The sequence below is a fragment of the Helicobacter heilmannii genome, from assembly GCF_001283065.1.
GTDB lineage: Bacteria > Campylobacterota > Campylobacteria > Campylobacterales > Helicobacteraceae > Helicobacter > Helicobacter heilmannii.
Genome location: NZ_CDMK01000001.1, coordinates 320,510 through 337,651, shown reverse-complemented (window position 1 = coordinate 337,651; position 17,142 = coordinate 320,510). Strand labels below are relative to the sequence as shown.

At 48.6% G+C, this 17,142-nt stretch carries 14 protein-coding genes; 7 read left to right on the top strand and 7 right to left on the bottom strand.

Features of this window, described 5'->3' with window-relative positions:
* Positions 1-87: 87 nt before the first annotated feature.
* The 7 genes from flgD (at position 88) to AOG36_RS01635 (ending at position 9,356) form a co-directional block, all read left to right on the top strand.
* The gene (gene flgD, locus AOG36_RS09300) at positions 88-1,473 is read left to right on the top strand and encodes a flagellar hook assembly protein FlgD (protein WP_015106038.1); all 1,386 of its coding nucleotides are present in this window, start codon (positions 88-90) and stop codon (positions 1,471-1,473) included.
* Positions 1,470-3,278, top strand: coding sequence for a flagellar hook-basal body complex protein (locus AOG36_RS01660; protein ID WP_015106037.1), 1,809 nt, complete (start codon positions 1,470-1,472; stop codon positions 3,276-3,278). The genes flgD and AOG36_RS01660 overlap by 4 nt, the downstream gene beginning before the upstream one ends.
* Positions 3,279-3,281: 3 nt before the next feature.
* Positions 3,282-4,949 carry a DUF262 domain-containing protein gene (locus tag AOG36_RS01655; protein WP_015106036.1) on the top strand — a complete coding sequence of 556 codons (1,668 nt, stop codon included), beginning with the start codon at positions 3,282-3,284 and terminating at the stop codon, positions 4,947-4,949.
* Positions 4,949-6,943, top strand: coding sequence for an ATP-dependent helicase (locus tag AOG36_RS01650; RefSeq protein ID WP_015106035.1), 1,995 nt, complete (start codon positions 4,949-4,951; stop codon positions 6,941-6,943). Before AOG36_RS01655 ends, AOG36_RS01650 begins: the two co-directional genes overlap by 1 nt.
* Positions 6,944-7,005: 62 nt before the next feature.
* Positions 7,006-7,494: a PAS domain-containing protein gene (locus AOG36_RS01645; protein ID WP_015106034.1), complete on the top strand. Its 489-nt coding sequence runs from the start codon at positions 7,006-7,008 to the stop codon at positions 7,492-7,494.
* A gap of 11 nt (positions 7,495-7,505) precedes the next feature.
* Positions 7,506-8,645: a methyl-accepting chemotaxis protein gene (locus tag AOG36_RS01640; RefSeq protein WP_015106033.1), complete on the top strand. Its 1,140-nt coding sequence runs from the start codon at positions 7,506-7,508 to the stop codon at positions 8,643-8,645.
* Between the two features lie 9 nt (positions 8,646-8,654).
* The gene (locus AOG36_RS01635; RefSeq protein ID WP_053825393.1) at positions 8,655-9,356 is read left to right on the top strand and encodes a hypothetical protein; all 702 of its coding nucleotides are present in this window, start codon (positions 8,655-8,657) and stop codon (positions 9,354-9,356) included.
* Here AOG36_RS01635 and AOG36_RS01630 read toward each other — a convergent pair.
* Genes AOG36_RS01630 through rsmA form a run of 7 tightly spaced genes read right to left on the bottom strand, consistent with a single transcriptional unit; the run spans position 9,353 to position 17,141 of the window.
* Positions 9,353-10,213, bottom strand: coding sequence for a glycosyltransferase family 25 protein (locus AOG36_RS01630; protein WP_015106031.1), 861 nt, complete (start codon positions 10,211-10,213; stop codon positions 9,353-9,355). The two genes, AOG36_RS01635 and AOG36_RS01630, sit on opposite strands and share 4 nt — an antisense overlap.
* Complete coding sequence (gene glmS / locus AOG36_RS01625) at positions 10,197-12,011, bottom strand: glutamine--fructose-6-phosphate transaminase (isomerizing) (RefSeq protein WP_015106030.1); 1,815 nt, start codon at positions 12,009-12,011, stop codon at positions 10,197-10,199. Before glmS ends, AOG36_RS01630 begins: the two co-directional genes overlap by 17 nt.
* 9 nt (positions 12,012-12,020) lie before the next feature.
* A complete protein-coding gene (locus AOG36_RS01620; protein ID WP_015106029.1) occupies positions 12,021-12,260 on the bottom strand; it encodes a DUF2443 family protein in 240 nt (79 codons plus the stop codon).
* 1 nt (position 12,261) lies between these two features.
* Positions 12,262-13,224 (bottom strand): KpsF/GutQ family sugar-phosphate isomerase, encoded by a 963-nt coding sequence (locus AOG36_RS01615; protein WP_053825392.1) that lies wholly within the window; start codon positions 13,222-13,224, stop codon positions 12,262-12,264.
* Positions 13,224-14,195: a peptide-methionine (R)-S-oxide reductase MsrB gene (msrB, locus tag AOG36_RS01610; protein ID WP_231850697.1), complete on the bottom strand. Its 972-nt coding sequence runs from the start codon at positions 14,193-14,195 to the stop codon at positions 13,224-13,226. The genes AOG36_RS01615 and msrB overlap by 1 nt, the downstream gene beginning before the upstream one ends.
* A 56-nt stretch (positions 14,196-14,251) precedes the next feature.
* Positions 14,252-16,276 (bottom strand): ribonuclease J, encoded by a 2,025-nt coding sequence (locus tag AOG36_RS01605; RefSeq protein ID WP_015106026.1) that lies wholly within the window; start codon positions 16,274-16,276, stop codon positions 14,252-14,254.
* Positions 16,266-17,141 (bottom strand): 16S rRNA (adenine(1518)-N(6)/adenine(1519)-N(6))-dimethyltransferase RsmA, encoded by an 876-nt coding sequence (gene rsmA / locus AOG36_RS01600; RefSeq protein WP_015106025.1) that lies wholly within the window; start codon positions 17,139-17,141, stop codon positions 16,266-16,268. The genes AOG36_RS01605 and rsmA overlap by 11 nt, the downstream gene beginning before the upstream one ends.
* Position 17,142 lies beyond the last annotated feature (1 nt).

The following is a 17,142-nucleotide window of genomic DNA, read 5'->3' as shown; positions in this document are numbered from 1 at the left end:
CGCTTTGATTTCTATTTTTATATTCTACAAGCTTTAGGGTTTCTTAGTGTATAATGTGGGCTTAATTCTTAGGTTTTGGAGGATGGCATGCCCATTGATTTAGCCGAGGTTACGGGGCAAAAGGCGGCGATGGAGAAAAAAAAGCACGAGTCTAAGATCGCCAATGGCTTAGACAAAGATGCTTTCATGAAACTCTTTTTGGAGCAACTCAAAAACCAAGACCCGACCGCCCCGATGGAAACGGATAAAATCATCAGCCAAACCGCCCAACTCTCGCAAGTGGAGATGCAAGAGGAGAACCAAAAGGCGATGAAAGAAGTCGCCGATGCCATGCAATCTACGAGGGACACCAACAAATCCTTAAAGGACTTTCAAGGCAAGCTCAAAGACACTCTAGACCACCTAGATCAGGGCGTGGACAACACTCTAAAGAGCAACCTAGCGATGACACAGGCGAGTGGGTTTAATAGCGTGTCCATGATTGGCAAGATCGCCGAAACCGATGTCAAGGGCATCAATGTTACTAAGGGCAAGGTGGAGTTTTCGCTCTACTTTGATGAACCCATTAAAAACAGCGAGGGCAACACGGGGGTGCAAATCTTTGACAAGAACAAGCAATTAGTCCGCACCCTCTCACTCAAAAGCAAGGAGGGGCAGGGGGGGTATGTGCGCTTTGAGTGGGACGGCTTAAACGATCAGGGCAAGCCAGTCGCCCCGGGTACTTATGAGGTCTTTGCTGAATACAATTTAGATCCCACAAGCAACAAATATCTACACACCCGCATCGGCAGGGGCGAGGTGCAAAGCGTGGTGTTTGAAAAGGGCAAACCGATGTTGCGCATGGGCGAAATGGTCTTGCCCATGGATAGTGCCCTAGAGTTTTACGACAAGAACACCACCAGACGGGAGAAAGAACAAAGAGAAAACGCCGTGCATTTTGTGCCCGAAAAAGCCACCCCCAAGCCCACCGCCCCCACACAAGCGGCCAAACCCACAAATTTAAACCTGCCCGGTCTTGCTAAAACCGCCACTGCCAGCCAGACCCAAAGTTCACACAGCCCACAGCTAAACACCCAGAACCTAAAGCACAGCCCACTAAACGCCCCCCACGCAGCACAAAACGCAACACAAAATCACGGGCTAAACCAAGCGCACAGCCCGCTAAATACGCAAAGCCACCCGACCATGCCACAAGCCACCGCCCAAACCCACAGCCCAAACACCGCCCACGCGCCAAATGGGTTTCATAGCCCACACACAGCGCAAAATAGCGGGCTAAACCACCCCCTAAGTTCTATGCCCCACAGCACCAATAACAGTCCGCTAAATGTGCCCGCCACCCACACCCAAGGGCCACGCCCCAGCCTAGCCAGCACAACTAACGCGGCCAGCATTGCGCCACACACGCACCGCCCTAATCCTTTAGAGCAAGCCAGTACGCACACTAACCCAACTTCTAAGAGTTTTGCATGAACGACACCTTACTCAATGCCTATTCCGGCATCAAGACACACCAATTTGGCATAGATAGCCTGTCTAACAACATCGCCAACATCAACACCGTGGGCTATCGAGAGAACATCCCTGAGTTTAAATCTCTTTTTTCTGCCCATTTAGACACTTTGGGCTCGACCAATGTAACCGCCGATGATCGCAACTTTGGAGTGACTAAGGGGAGCAACGCCATTTTAGACAAGGATGGCGAGTATATGCCCAGCGACAGCGAGTTTAACATGGCCTATCAGGGGAGCGGGTGGTTCATCGTGGGTCCGAATAAAAACGGAAGCTTAGAGATCAATAAGGATGGCTATAAACAAGCGCAAGAGAACTTTTTTACAAGGGATGGCAACTTCTTAAGGGATGCAGATGGCTACATTGTCAATGCGCATGGTTACTATGTCTATGGGGTGGATTTACACAAGATTAAAAATGGGGTGTTGGTGGCGGGCAACCCCGATGAAGAGGCTAAAATTTTAAAAAGCGGGAAGCTTAGCACCCTATATCTGCCCAGAGATGTGCAATACCAACCCGTGTTGACCACGAAGGTAGACATGAGCATCAATTTAAACGCCAAAAACCATGTCCGCCCCGCTGAAGAGTATTTTTTAAACAAAGACGGCGAAATCATCAACGAACGGTTTTTAAACCAAGACGCGAACGCTTTGGCCAATGACGACAATGAGCCGCTGGATTTAGCCATGCACCGCAATTTGGAGATCATGATGGTCAAGGGCGACATGGCGCAGGATCTGACCTTCAAATACGGCACGGGCGGGCCTGAAAAAAACGAGTTTCATACTTTGGGCGATCTAAAAAATCTCTTAAAAACCAAAGCCAACTTAGATTTAACGATCGCCAAGAGCAAGCCAGATCAGCTCAAATCCCCCCTCATGCTACAGATTAAAAACCCCACAGACCCCGAAGCCACGCTTTTTATCGGAGGACCTATGGCGGACAAATTGGGCTGGACAGCCAGCGGGATGATCCTTAAAAAAGGCGAAACCCGCGATTCTGTGGGCATCCGCATCCCCTTTTACAGCACCACCGCCGAGATTTACGATAAGGGTGGGGATAAGTATTTGCTTAAAAGCGATTTTTTTATGACCAATTCCAAAGACCCGATGGCAACCCCCCCCACCACAGAAAAATGGGATGTAGAGAGTTCGATTTTAGAAATGCGCTCAAAACTCCCCATCACCCCGCAAAGCGTGCGCCAAACGATCACCTTTGACAAAGACGGCAAAATGCAAGCCAAGCCCATTACCCTAAATTTTAAGGGCAGTCCCTTGACCTACAACCTTGCCAAGAGCGAGGACTACCAATCCAGCGATGTACCCTATGAAGACTCTAAAATCTACCAAATCTCCCAAGATGGCAAACCTAAAGGCTTGTTGCAAAACATGCGCATCGATGACAATGGGGTGATCCACTTGGCCTTTAGCAATGGGGCGATTGAAACCATGGGGAGGGTGGGCATCGCGGCGTTCACCAATGATCAGGGCTTGCGTAAAGTGGGGAGCAATCTTTTTGACATCACCAATGTTACAAGGAATGGGCGGGCTTCCCCTTTGAGCGGTAACCCCATTTTAGGCTGGGACCGCGATGATGGCAAGTTGAAATTCGGCAAGGTCATGCACAAATATCTAGAAACGAGCAATGTCAATGCCGGACGCTCCCTTACAAATTTAATTTTAATGCAGAGGGGTTATTCTATGAACGCCAAAGCCTTCACTACAGGCGATGACTTGGTGAAAGAAGCGATCAATTTAAAGAAGTAGGGCATGCTAAATTGTGAAGATTTTTTTTGCAACTACAGCGAAAAAGATTGCCACGAATTGATCCATTGTTTGCTTGAGGGGGAGTACAAAATCCCCCATTTCCAAAGGGATTTTGTGTGGAAAAAAGAGCAGGTGGCTAAGTTTATTGATAGTCTTGTTCGGGGTTTTCCTACGGGGAGTTTCTTGGTGTGGAAGACAAAAGAACGGCTACAAGCAAGTAAGGAGATTGGGAATATTTTTTTAAGGGAACCCAAGTCTGGAGAAATTTGCTATGTGCTGGATGGACAACAGCGCATGAGTGCTTTATTTGTAGTGTATCAGGGCTTGCAAGTGCGGCGTAACCCACGGGTGATGGACGATTACCAAGAAATCATGATAAGGCTAGAGGCGGACGAGGATAAAGACTTTTGTTTTGTACGCGATTCAAAAGCTGCAACTGGCGAAGTGGCGGTGAGCGTGTATGATTTGATCAGCTTAAGTATTGTGGGTGTGCAACAAAAATACAAGCTCAGTGCCAAAGCCACAGAGTACTTTGAGGAATTTAAAAAGAAAATTGTTAAATACCGCTTGCCCGTGATTGAAGTGACCAACGCCCCACTGGATACGGCCATTGAAATGTTTGCAAGGGTCAATACGGGAGGGACAAAGTTTTCCATTTTTGCCATGATATGCGCCAAATTTTACATAGCCCCCACAGCAGATGAAAGCCAAACCATCATCACCGATCCCGGCTTTGATTTGCAAGAGTCCATGAAGGGTTTGCGTGCTGACTTGGGCCGTTTAAATTATGACTTTGATCAACCCATGGCGGTGATGCAATTGATGTCCTATTTTTTACACCAGAACAGTCCAACCCCTAAAAAAAGGATTGCAAAAACCACAATTTTAAAATTGGATGCTAAAAAGGTGTGGGAAAATTGGGAGTCTTTAGCCTCCGCTTTTGCCCACGCCGCCCATTTGCTTAAGCACGATTTTAAAATCCCCTCTTTTGACTTCTTGCCCTCCATCCATTCTTTTTTGCTCATGGCTTGTTTTTATGCCTTGAGTGGGAGTAAAAGCCCCAACGCTACGCAACTCAAACATCTAAGGCAGCTCTTATTTAGGGGGATGTTTTTTGGCAGCAACAAAAGCACCGACTTGCTGAAACAATTAGACTTTGTGGCAGACATTTATGCCCAAAAGCCCCTTAACTTAGCCAAGGAATTGCCCCTAAGCCTTGCACCTGATTTCTTAGTGGTTGAGAAATTTAGCTCCCGTAACACTTTACATAAGGCGGTTTTATGCGTTTTGGCAAGCCTTGAGCCTTGCAACTTTGACAACAATAGTAAAGTGATGTTGGATAATTTTTTTGCAAGCGAGGACATGGAGCGCACTAAAAAGCGCAACTTACACCACTTCTTCCCCAAAAACCATTTAAGGCACACTGCTCCCAAGCAAAACCCCGACGCAATCGCCAACATGGCATTTTTAAGCGCACAGCTTAACCAAGAGATCAAAGACAAACCCCCAAAAATCTATATCCCCGAGTTTCAAGCCAAGAACCCCCACTTGCAAGACAGTCTCAAAACCCATTTAATCGACATAAGCGACCCTAAAGTACTGGAGAGTTACCAAGACTTCTTAAAGCTACGCGCTACAGCAATTTTAGACAAAATCAAAGAGCTGACTTAGTGGGTTTAAACGCAGAGCAACTGCAAGCCACCAAAGCCCCCCTAGGGGCGAATCTCGTCATCGCCTCGGCGGGCACGGGCAAGACTTCCACCATTGTGGGGCGGATTTTACATTTGCTTGAAAGCGGCGTTGATCCTAAGCAAATCCTCTTACTTACCTTCACCAACAAAGCTAGCCAAGAGATGAAGGCCAGACTTGCTAAGCACACCAGCAAAGCCGCAGACATTGAAGCCGGGACTTTCCATGCCGTAGCCTACCGCTACTTAAAAGCCACTGACCCCACCTTATGCCTCAAGCAACCTAGAGAAATGCAAACTCTGCTCAAAAGCATTTTAGAGCAGGACCACAAAATCAAAGAAGACGATGCCTATGGAGCAAACCATTTATACGACCTGCATTCTTATTACATCAACGCCCAAAGTCAAGAGAGTTTTGCCCAGTGGCTGACACAGCGCAACGCCAAACAAGCCGACTACATTGAGCGTTACGAATGCGCCCTAGAGCTTTTTAACGAACTCAAGCGCGAACAAAACTACCTAGATTACAACGACTTGTTGTTGCGCTACAAGGACACGATGGCAAACAAGCCGCCCGCCTTTATAGAGGTGCTGTGCGATGAGTACCAAGACACTAACCCTTTACAAGATGCGGTTTTAGATGCTTTGCGCCCCCAAAGCTTATTTTGTGTGGGCGATTACGATCAAAGCATTTACGCCTTCAATGGGGCGGACATCTCTATCATCAGCAACTTCACCACTAAGTACCAACAAGCCCAAGTCTTCACCCTGCAAAAAAACTACCGCTCTAGCCGGGCGATTTTAAGCCTTGCCAATAAAGTGATCGCGAACAATCCGCGTATTTACCCCAAGCAATTAGAAGTGGTGAAGGCCACCAACCCCTCCATCCCCACTTTATTGCAATATAGCGAGCTGTTTGCGCAATACAAGGGCATCGCGGCGCACATCGCCAAGCGCGGAGGGTTTGAAGATGTGGCGATTTTGTTTAGAAACAACTCCAGTGCTGAGGGGTGTGAAGCCGCCTTAAGAGAGTTAGGTGTGCCCTCAAGGCGCAAGGGGGGGGTGGGGTTTTTTGACACCAAAGAGGTGAAATTGCTCTTAGACACCTGCGCTTTTTTGAGCTACTCTAAGGACATGATGGCGACCATGCAAGTGCTAAGCTATGGCAGCGGGATTGGAAACGCTTTGGCTAGAGACCTTTATTTGGCCCTGCAAATTTTAGGCGATGGCAACAGCTTGCAGGGCTTGCTAAAGCCCAACAACAAAAACCCCTACCCACAGGCTAAACGCCCCCAAATGGGCTTGTTTGCATCCATTCTGCCCCTAGCCACCCCCACCCATCAAGTGAGCCCTGCCTTTAAAGGCCACCCCCTTTTAACCCACCCCAAGCTCAGCCAAGCCGCTGCCAGCTTTTTGGACCAGCTCTACACGCTGTGCAAAACCCATAGTCCAAGGCTGCCCGCGCATAGCCTCGCGCACATCGCCAGGTCAGCGTGGTTTGGTGCAATCGCTAAGAGCCTAGCTAGAGAGCGCGCTAAACTTAAGGATGGGCGGGTGGATGAAAAGCTATGCGAGAGTGCCCTAGCCAAGATCAAGCAAAGGGTGGATTTGTTGGTGCAGCTTGCCGCAAGTTATAAGGGTTTGCGCGACTTCTTGCACGCGATGGTGCTAGGCTCTAAAGAGATGGCTAGTGGCAGCGGGGTGCAGCTTTTAAGCGTACATGCGAGTAAGGGGCTGGAGTTTAACACGGTGTATGTGATCGACCTAATGGAGGGGCGCTTTCCTAACACCAAGCTGGCCAAACAAGGCGGGAGCTTAGAGGAGGAGCGGCGGCTGTTTTATGTGGCGGTCACCCGTGCCAAAGACCATTTATATTTGTCCTACGCCAAGGAGGATAAAATCAAAAAGGCCGTCTATGAACCTTCGCGGTTTTTAGTGGAGGGGGGGTTGTTAAAACCTAACGATAATCAATTTTAGATAGAATCAATGTTAGAATATTAATGTTTTAGTTTAATGTTACATTTTTTGAAAGGGGAGTTATGGAGAAGTTGGTCGATAAAGATTATTTCTTAGTGACTAAAACAGACACGAAGAGCAACATCACCTACGCCAATAAACCTTTTTTAGAAATTTTGAACTGCCGTGAAAAGGATATTTTACACAAGCCGCATAACATTGTCCGCCACCCAGACATGCCCGCCTTGATCTTTAAACTCATGTGGAAAACCATCATCAAACAAAGAGAGCTTTTTGCCTATATCAAAAACAAGACCTTTGATGGGCATTTTTACTGGGTCTTTGCCAATGTCACCGCTTCCATCGATGAACAAAACAACACCATCGGCTATTATTCCGTGCGCCGCGCCCCCAATAAAAAAGCCCTAGAGGTGGTCATCCCTCTTTATGTCCGCTTGCTAGAAGCTGAACATAAGGGCGGAGTGAGGGAGAGCGAACGGGTGTTTCAAGAGTTTTTAGCCGCCCAACATTGCAATTATGACCAGTGGGTCAACCAACTCCAGCACCTCTAAAGGATGCATGTATGTGTAAATGGTTCAAAAGTCAGGACACCTCTTTAGACAAGCTCAAAGAATTTACTGCCAAGATTAGAGATGGTTATTTGGAGTGCCGCTTGACTGGCATTGATGAAGAAAGCCCCTGTAGCCAGGCCATGCACGACTTAAACGACTTTTTAGACCAGGTAGAGTCGGTGTTTAGAGAAATGGATGCGTGTGTAGAGGCGGCCAAAGAGGGTAAGGATTATCGAAATGTTTTTGAGGAGGGGTATCGGGGGATTTTCAAGCAATACGCCGCCCATGCCAAATCCCATGTGGAAGGGATCATTAAAACAAATAATAGTGAAATTGTGCTGCATTTGGCAGAAATGGGTGGGGGGGCTAAGGGCATTTTGGAGGTACTCGCTGAGCTATCCAATCGGGTCAAGCAATGCGTAGAGAACAAAGAGCTTGCCCAAAATATCGAGCAAAGCTCTTTAAAAAGCCAAAAGGAGATCCATGGTATCCACACCGATTTAGACAACTTTAACGCCAGCTGTGAAAACATCAATACAGCCATGGACGAGCTCAAAAATAACATGGACTTCATCATGCAAGTGACCAATGTCATCAGCGACATCGCTGAGCAGACTAACATGCTCTCACTCAATGCGGCCATTGAGGCGGCCAGAAGTGGGGAACATGGACGGGGCTTTGCCGTGGTCGCCGATGAAATCCGCAAACTCGCCGAAAGGGTGGCTAAAGAGGTGAGCAACATTAAAAGCGGCTTTAGCGGGTTTGAAGAAGAAATCAACAATCTCGCCACCGCCTTCGTGGAGGTGACCCGTTTGAGTATGGACATCAACACGCATTTTGCGGAGTTTTTAAAGGTGCTTGAAGAGTTTGTGAAGGACAGCCATAAAAGTGCGGACAACAACCAAGAGTTAGAGGTGGGCTTAAACCATGTGATGCGCCACATTGAGTGGATTGTGCTCAAAATGCATGTCCACCGCAGTGTGTTGACCAATAAGACGGACAACATCTCCCTAGAAAAAGTCCCTGCTGAAAATTTACCCCTTGTTCAAGAGATTGTCAAACATATCAAAGACCACTACAGCCTAGAAGAGGTGGAGCAAATTACAAAGCAACTTAAAAGTTTAGATGAGGTCCAAATCTCTCAAAAGTAAAGGAAAAAAATGAGGTATATCAAAGGTACATTAATTGTTGTGTTTTTTCTAGCCGTGTTCATTGGTGGCCTTAGTTTTGAACGCTTCATTTTAGGCCAGCATCATAAAAGAGAAGAGAGCAGTATCAGCATGCAAATCAAAAGTACACAGGTCTTGACCCCCAAAACCTACAGCGCGCATTTTGTCTTTGGCGCAAGCCAAGAGCTGTTAAAAAGCCAAACCCTAAGCCCTGAGCAAGATAAGGCAATCAAAGAGGGCTTTCAGGAGATCAATGCACTTGCCCAAAAGAGCCATTTATGCCAACAAGCCACTTACAGTGTGCACCCCTACTATGCCTTTGGGTCTAAGCAAGAGATCAGCGGATATAGTCTGCAGGGCGTGATGGATTGCAAAATCCCCGCCAACAAACGCAGCGATTACGACACCCTCAAGGAAGAAATCTTTAAAACCACCAATAAAAGCGGGCTGATTTTACCCAGCACCCCTGCCCTTTACCCTCAAATTGAAGAGATCGACTGGGGCGCATTGCGCCAAGACTTGATTAAAAAAGCCCAAGAACAAGCAAGCTGGATGGGCAAACAATTCAAGAAAGAATGCCATATCCAGCATTTAGACTTTTACCCCAGCCCCGTCCCCACCCGCTTTAAAACCCAAGGCACCCCAGCCAAAGAGGACTTCATGCTCTCTGCCCGCCTAAGCATTGGCTGTTAGGCCTTGCGGGCTAAAAATGAAAAGAGCAAGTGTTGCACAAAGAGCCGACACTTGAGCGCGTAGTTGCACACACGCACAAGATAGGAGAAGAGTTTTAGTTTGCCCTTGAAATAATCGATGCTAGCGTGTGGGACTTGCGAGGCAAGTTCATCCACAAAGAGGGCGGGGCCTTTTAAAGTGAGGCAGGGCACTTTATGTGTGTAGTAGGCATCAATATAGGTATCCACGGGCAAAACCCACTGCTTGGGGCAACTCTTTAAGAGTTTTTGCGCCCCAAGAGGGCTTAAGATATAGCCCTGGGTGCCCATGCCCCCCACAGGGCTAAAGAGCTGATCAAAGTAATGCCCCTTAGATTTTTTCAGGCGGTGGCGTTTAAAGTAGAGGGCAAAAAGGCGCACCATTTGGGTTTTATTGCCTTGCAGACTCTCTAAAGCCAGCGCGCATTTTTCAAAAAAGTCAAAGGTGGGGAGTACATCGTCTTCAAGCACAATAATGGGTTTTTGCAATCTCACGCACTCTTGCCATAGCAAATAATGGCTGGCAAAGCAACCCAACTGCCCGAAACTCTGAAAATTCACCCGGCTTTTTAAGGCAAGGCGCATGAGGCTTAAACCCTCTTTGAAGTCGGGTAAATGCGGGCTAAAGTCGTTGAAGACGGGGTGGGTGTGGGTGTGGGTGATGCCCTTGTTTTGGTAGTCGGTGTGCCCGTGGATGGCGTTAAACACCTTGATAGAAAAGCCCTTATGCGGGGTTTTTTCTAAAAGATAGTTTAAGTGCCACAGCAAGGGCGCAATGTCTCTAGAGGAGCTTTCTAAATGGATGATGTAAATGGGGATATTTTCACTCAACGGTGACACTTTTAGCTAAATTGCGAGGCTTATCTACATCCAGCCCCTTAAGTTGCGCCATCTCTAGGGCAAAGAGCTGTAAGAGCACCAGCATGTAGAAAAACTCGTTCATGTAATGCGGGTAGGGCGGGGTTCTTAAGTAAAAGGTGGCGGGCGCGACCTCTAGGGGGCTTAGGGCGAAGATGAGCGAATCGCGGGCACTTAACTCCTCCACATTGCTTAAATTCTTGGCAAAGAGCAGGTTTTTAGGCAGTAGAGTCGTGCTTAGCAGGGTACTATCAGCCAAAGCGATGGGCCCGTGTTTCATCTCTGCGCTTGCATACCCCTGGGCATGCACATAGGCGATCTCTTTGAGCTTGAGCGCGCCCTCTAACACAAGCGGGTAAAACACCCCCCGCCCTATGAAAAAATACCCCTTTAAATCCCGTTTAGTGATTTCTTGGCTCAGTTTCTTCACTTGGGCATGTGCCTTTAGGGCTTCTTGCATCGCCCCTAAACTGGTGTTTAGGGCTTGTAGGTGCGCCTCTTGCTCCTTGGGCTCTAAAGTCCCCCTTAAGTGGGCAAGTTCTAAAGCCAAGAGCCACAGCACCAAGACTTGGCTAGCAAATGCTTTCGTGGAGGCCACAGAGCGCTCTAACCCCGCGTGGGTTAAGAGCATGGCCTCAACAAGCGCGCCCATGCTCGAGCTTTGGGTGTTGCAAATGCCTAGTGTCTTTAAGCCTAGAGCCTTGGCAAGTTTGAGTGCTTCTAGGGTGTCCGCACTCTCCCCGCTTTGTGAGATAGCGATGAAGAGCTCGCCCTTTAGCGTGGCGGGCTGGGCGTAGCGGTATTCACTGGCTAGCTCCACCTGCACCTTTAGCCCGGCTAAACTCTCAATCAAGTATTTACCCACAAGTCCAGCGTGGTAACTCGTCCCGCACGCGCTGATGCTCACACAGCTCACACCCTCTAAAAACCCTTCTGGCAACTCTAGGCTAACGCCCTTGGGGCTTAAGCGCCCAAGCAGGGTTAAAACCTTGCCCTGCTCGTAAATCTCTTTCTCCATATAGGTTTTAAAGCCCTCTTTATCGCCCTGCTGGCTGTTTGTGGGGACTTCGTCTAATTTGCCCAGCTTTTCTAAGCACAGGGGTTTATCCGCCTGAAGCACCCCAAGTGCTCCATCGGTTAAACGCACCATGTGGCTAGCTTTACCCACTAATGCGCTGGGCGCGCTGGCTAGATAAATCCCATTTTCACCTGTGGCAATGAGCAGAGGCGAGCCTTGTTTGGCGTAAAAAATGCAGGTGGGGAGTTTATCGCAGATGAGCAAGATCGCATACGCCCCCTCCAACTGGGCGATGGTGCTTTTAAAGGCTTTGAGCGCACTTTTAGCGTTGATGGTTGTTTCGTGGCTTAGTGCGTCCTCAAACAAATGGGCGACAACCTCGCTATCGGTTTGGCTAGAAAAAATATGCCCCTTGGCTTGCAACTGGGCTTTTAAGGGGGCGAAGTTTTCAATGATGCCATTATGCACCACAGCACTTGAGTGGTAAGCATGCGGGTGGGCGTTGGCCTCTGTGGGTTTGCCATGCGTTGCCCAACGGGTGTGCGCGATGCCCACACCTAACCCGCTGGATTTAAAATCGCGCGCCTTTTCTTGCAGGGCCTGCACCTTACCGCTCACTTTAAAGAGATGCAAGATGGGCTTATGAGCACTGAGCACCGCTAGCCCCGCGCTGTCATAGCCCCGATATTCCAACTCCTCCAAGCCATGGATCAACAGCTCTTTTTTCTCACCAAGCCCCAAGTAGCCCACAATTCCGCACATAAAATTCCTTTAAAAAACCAACATTTCTCGTTTGTATTTGTTGAGGGCGTTGATGGCATCTTTTAGTTCCTCCACTCTTTCGCCAATCTGTGTATAAAATGCCATGTCCAAAGTGGGGGGGATGTCCAAACTCCCCCGCTTCATCAAAATAAAATCGCTCAAACTCAAATGGGCGATCCTTAGCAAGAGCTCCACTTCCTCTTTGGCATTTTCGATGTCTTTGATGATGAGTTCTAACTTCTCAAACACTTTAGCTCCCTAAACCTAGACTCAGTAGAGTGTGTAGGTGCAAAACCCCCAAGACTTGATTTTTACTATCACACACCACTAAGAGTGAGATTTGGGTTTGCTCAATGAGCTCTAGTGCCTCCACCACAAGCATGTCTAAGTCGGTGGTGGTTTTGGGCTTTAAGGTGGCGTAGTTTTTGGCTGGGGCATTGAGATCAAAACCCTCTGGGTGTAACAAGGCGCGGCGGATGTCCCCATCGCTTAAAACCCCCACCAAATGCCCCCCTCCATCCACCAAAAGCGCATTGCCCAGCCCCTTAGCGGTTGCCTCCAACAAGGCCTCATGCAAGCAACAATTGGCATTAACTAGAGGTAAGTTAGTGGTGCGGTAAATGTCTTTCACCCTTAAATGCATTTTTTTACCCAGTAACCCCCCCGGGTGGCTCTTGGCAAAATCCTCTTTGCTAAAATTTTTATACGCCATCAAACACACCGCCAAGACATCACCTAGGGCTAGGCTTAGGGTGGTGGAGGTGGTTGGGACTAAATTAAACCCGCAAGCTTCTTTGCTAATTTTAAGCTCCAAGTGGTGGTCTGCCCTCTTGGCTAATGAGCTATTTTTATGTTTACTCATCGCCACCACCCCCGTGCATTTAATATAGCGCAGGGCCTCTAAGAGCTCCACGCTCTCCCCTCCATAGCTGATCGCTAAGATCGCGTCTTTTTCGCCCACAATGCCCATGTCCCCATGCACGGCCTCTGTGGGGTGCAAGAACACCGCCTTGGTGCCTGTACTGGTGAGCGTAGCAGCGATTTTGCGCCCAATGTGTGCGCTCTTACCCACCCCCATCACCACCACAAGAGGGGCGTTGCCCAGTAGCTTGACAATGGGTAAAAGCCGCTCTTGGCTTAAGCCACTCTTGGCGTTTTGCAGCGCCTCAATGGCTAAATCTAGGCTCTGGGTGGCAAGGCGGGCGTAGTCCATTATTGACGCACCTCTTTTTTTAGCAGGGCTTTTTTAAGCACGGGGATTAAAGCCCCATAGCCCTCTTTTTCCATGTCCTCTAGGGGGATGAACTTTAAGGCTGCGCTGTTAATGCAATAGCGCAGTCCCCCTAGCTCTTTGGGTCCATCTTCAAAGACATGCCCTAAATGTGCGTGCCCCACGCGGCTTTTCACCTCCATGCGCAGCATGTCATGGCTCGTGTCCTTGGCATAGTTCACGACATCCTTTGCAATGGGTTTAGAGAAGGCGGGCCATCCGCAACCACTATCAAATTTATCTGTGGAGAGAAACAAGGGCTCGCCGGTGGTGATGTCCACATAAATGCCCGGCTTGTCGAGCTTGTTGTATGCATTGTCAAAGGGGTGTTCGGTGTGGCTCTCCTGGGTAACTTTATATTGTAGGTCGGTAAGCCTCTTTTTAAGTTGCTCTTGTGTGGGCTTGTGGTAATCGTTGGGGTCGATGATCACTTCATCGGCTTTTTTTAGATCGATGTGGCAATAGCCCCTGGGGTTTTTCTTCAAGTAATCTTGGTGGTATTCCTCTGCCACCACGAAGTTTTTTAAAGGCTCTAACTCGATCCTGATTTTCTCTTTGTAATTGCTTTGCAAATGCGCTAAAGCCTTGGCGATCACGGGCTCATCGGCCTTGTCTATGTAGTAAATGCCCGTGCGGTATTGCCGCCCCTTGTCGTTGCCCTGCTGGTTTAAACTCGTGGGATCGACCACTTTAAAGTAGTAGAGCAAGAGTTTATCTAAACTGATTTTAGAGGGGTCAAACTCCACCTTTACGGTTTCAGCGTGGTCGGTGTTGTGTAGTTCTTGGTAGTTGGTGGTCTCGCTTTTGCCATTGGCATAGCCCACCACCGCGTCCTTCACCCCATAAATGCGCTCCATATACGCCTCCAAACCCCAAAAACACCCCCCCGCTAAGTAAATTGTGTGCATTTTCATCTCCGCCGCGCTCAAACTGGCCGTCACCACTAAGCCCAAAACCCATGCCTTCATCTTTAGCTCACAAACACATGGCTTACGATCGCCGGGTATTTCTTGGTGTGCTTGAATAGGGCTTTTCTTAAAAAGTTGCGGACATTTTCATCGAGGTATTTATGATTACTCAAAGTGTCTTGGCGCAAGGCCTTGATGTGAAGACTCAGCGACCCGTGCAACTCTTTTAAAAACGCCCTTTCCTCTTGCATATCCACAATCCCAAGGCTTGTGAGCTTGGAAGCGGGCATTAAATCCTGCCCCTCTTTGGAGATGAAAAGCACCGCGCTTAATAGTCCCGCGCTGGCGATTTCTTGGCGCTCTTGCACGATCTTTTCGGCGATGCTGGTGTTGTTCGTGTTGTCCACATAGCTTTTCCCGCTTTTAATGCTCTTGGTCTTGCGCATGAAATTAGGGTTCACCTCCACTTGGTCGCCATCCTCCATGAGATAGATGTTCTTTTCAGGGATGCCACAAGAGATTGCCGTTTCCTTGTGCCTAGCGACATGGTTGTACTCACCGTGTACGGGCAAAAAAAATTTAGGTTTGATGAGGCGCAGCATGAGCTTTTGTTCCTCTTGAGCAGCGTGTCCGCTCACATGCACATCAAAGGCGTGGTGCACGACCTGTGCGTCCTTTTTCATTAAAAGGTTTAAAATGCTTGAAACGCTCGCCTCGTTGCCCGGGATCGCTTTAGCCGAGATGATGATGAGGTCGCTAGGCTTAATGCTGATGTGGCGGTGCTCATCTGTGGCCATGCGATAAAGCGCGCTCATCGTTTCTCCCTGCGAGCCGGTCGTAACAATAAACACCTCATGGTCGGGGTGTTTCTCCACCTCGTGCGCTTCAATGAAGGTTTTTGAAGGCAAATGGATATAGCCTAGTTCTCTGGCGATGTCTAGGTTTTTCTCCATAGAGCGGCCGATCACGGCAACCTTGCGGTTGTGGTTTAGGGCATGTTGGATGGCTTGATACACGCGGTGGATGTTTGAAGAGAAGGTGCTCATGATCACCCGCCCCTTGGCGTTTTTAAAGAGGTTTTCAAACACGGGCCCCACACTGCTTTCACTGGGCGTAATGCCCGGCTTATAAGAGTTGGTGCTATCACTCAAAAGCAGCATGACCCCCTGCTCGCCATAGTGCGCTAATCGGTAGAGATCGGTGGGGATGTTGTCTACGGGGGTGTGGTCAATCTTAAAATCGCCTGTGTGGATGATCGTACCCACCTTGGTTTGGATTGCGAGCGCACTCGCGTCTATGATGGAGTGTGTGATGTGAATCCACTCCACGAGAAACTCCCCAATTTGGATCGGCTGGCGTTTCTGCACGATTTTAAAATAGCTTTTGAATTTTTTTAGCCCATGTTCATCAAATTTATTGCCAATCATGCCAAGGCTTAGGGGCGTGCCATAAAGGGGAAATTGCAATTCTTTGAAGAGATAAGGCACTGCCCCGATGTGGTCCTCGTGAGCGTGGGTGATCAAAACCCCTACGATCTTCTCCTTAATGCTGTGTAAATAGCTAAAGTCTGGGATCAAAATGTCCACACCATACATGTCCTCGCTAGGAAAGCTCATCCCGACATCAATGATGATGGCTTGGTTCATGGTTTCAATCACCATCATATTGCCCCCGATCTCACCAAGGCCACCAAGAGGCGTGATTTTCACCCGCGCCTTGACATTTAAATCTAGTTTATAGTGGGGGTTTAGGTGGTTGATATGAATTTTATGGTTGGCCTCCACACCCTGTTTGAGCTCTTTATGAAAACCCAAATTGCCCCGCTCGTTGGCTTTGGTGATGCTTTTTGCCCCGCTTTGCTCTTGTTGGGGGTTATTGTTTTTACTCAGCGCGCCCCTGCCCTGCTTGATGCGGTTGTTGAAGCGGTTTTTATGGGGCTTTTTATGGTTTTGGGGCGCATGACCTTGGGGGGGTTCCTGGGTTTCTTTGTGTTCGTTGGGAGGAGTTTCGTTTTGGTGATTCTGATGATTTTGCTTGTTTTCGTGATGGCCCTCTGCTGGGTTGTCTTTAAAGGGATTATTCTCCATGGGTTGTCCTGTGTGTAAAATTGTGAAAGAATTGCGCCAAACTGACATAGTGAGCTAAAGCCACTTGGTGGGGGCGGGCGGAAAGCTCAAGCCCTCTTTGGGTGAAAAACTCTTGGATTTGCGCCACGGGGTAGGTTTTTTTAAGGTTGTTAAAAAGGGTTTTTCGATTCGCTTGAAAACAGATTTTAAGCACGCTCTCTAAAAAAGCAAGTGGCATGGACCCTCTCTTGGCCTGGCTGGCGGGGGCTTTGAGCAGGCGCATCACGGCAGATTGCACCTTTGGGGGCGGGTTGAAGGCATGCGGGGGGACTTCAAACAACAATGTGCGCTCAAGGCACACGCTAGAAGCTAAAACGCTCAAAGCCCCGTAATCGCTCTCATTTGTCGTGGCGCAAAATTTCAACGCCACTTCCTTTTGCACCATCACCACCATCCCCATGCAAAGGGCATCTCTAAGACATTTTGTGATGATCGGTGTGGCGATGTAGTAGGGTAAGTTGGAGACCAAAAAATAGGGCTTGGGGTGTAAAAAAGCGCATTGAGAAACCTCAAGCCCCCCAATTTGTTTCTTTTCTCCATTCGTAAACCCTTTGTTTTGCATCACATCGCCCACAACCAAGTCTAAACGCCCCGCCAGTACCCCTAAAACCGGTCTTAACCTTTGGGCTAAACGGGTATCCACCTCGTAGGCTAACAAACTTTTGGGTGGCTCTAACCTGCTAAGCAGTCGGCTTGTCAAATCTCCCAAGCCAACCCCTATTTCCACGACTTGCACGGTATCGGCAAAGTGGGCGTGGGGGATGGATTGCAAGATCTGCTCTAAATAGTGTGGGTCGTGCAGAAAATGCTGCCCCAAAAGTGCCATA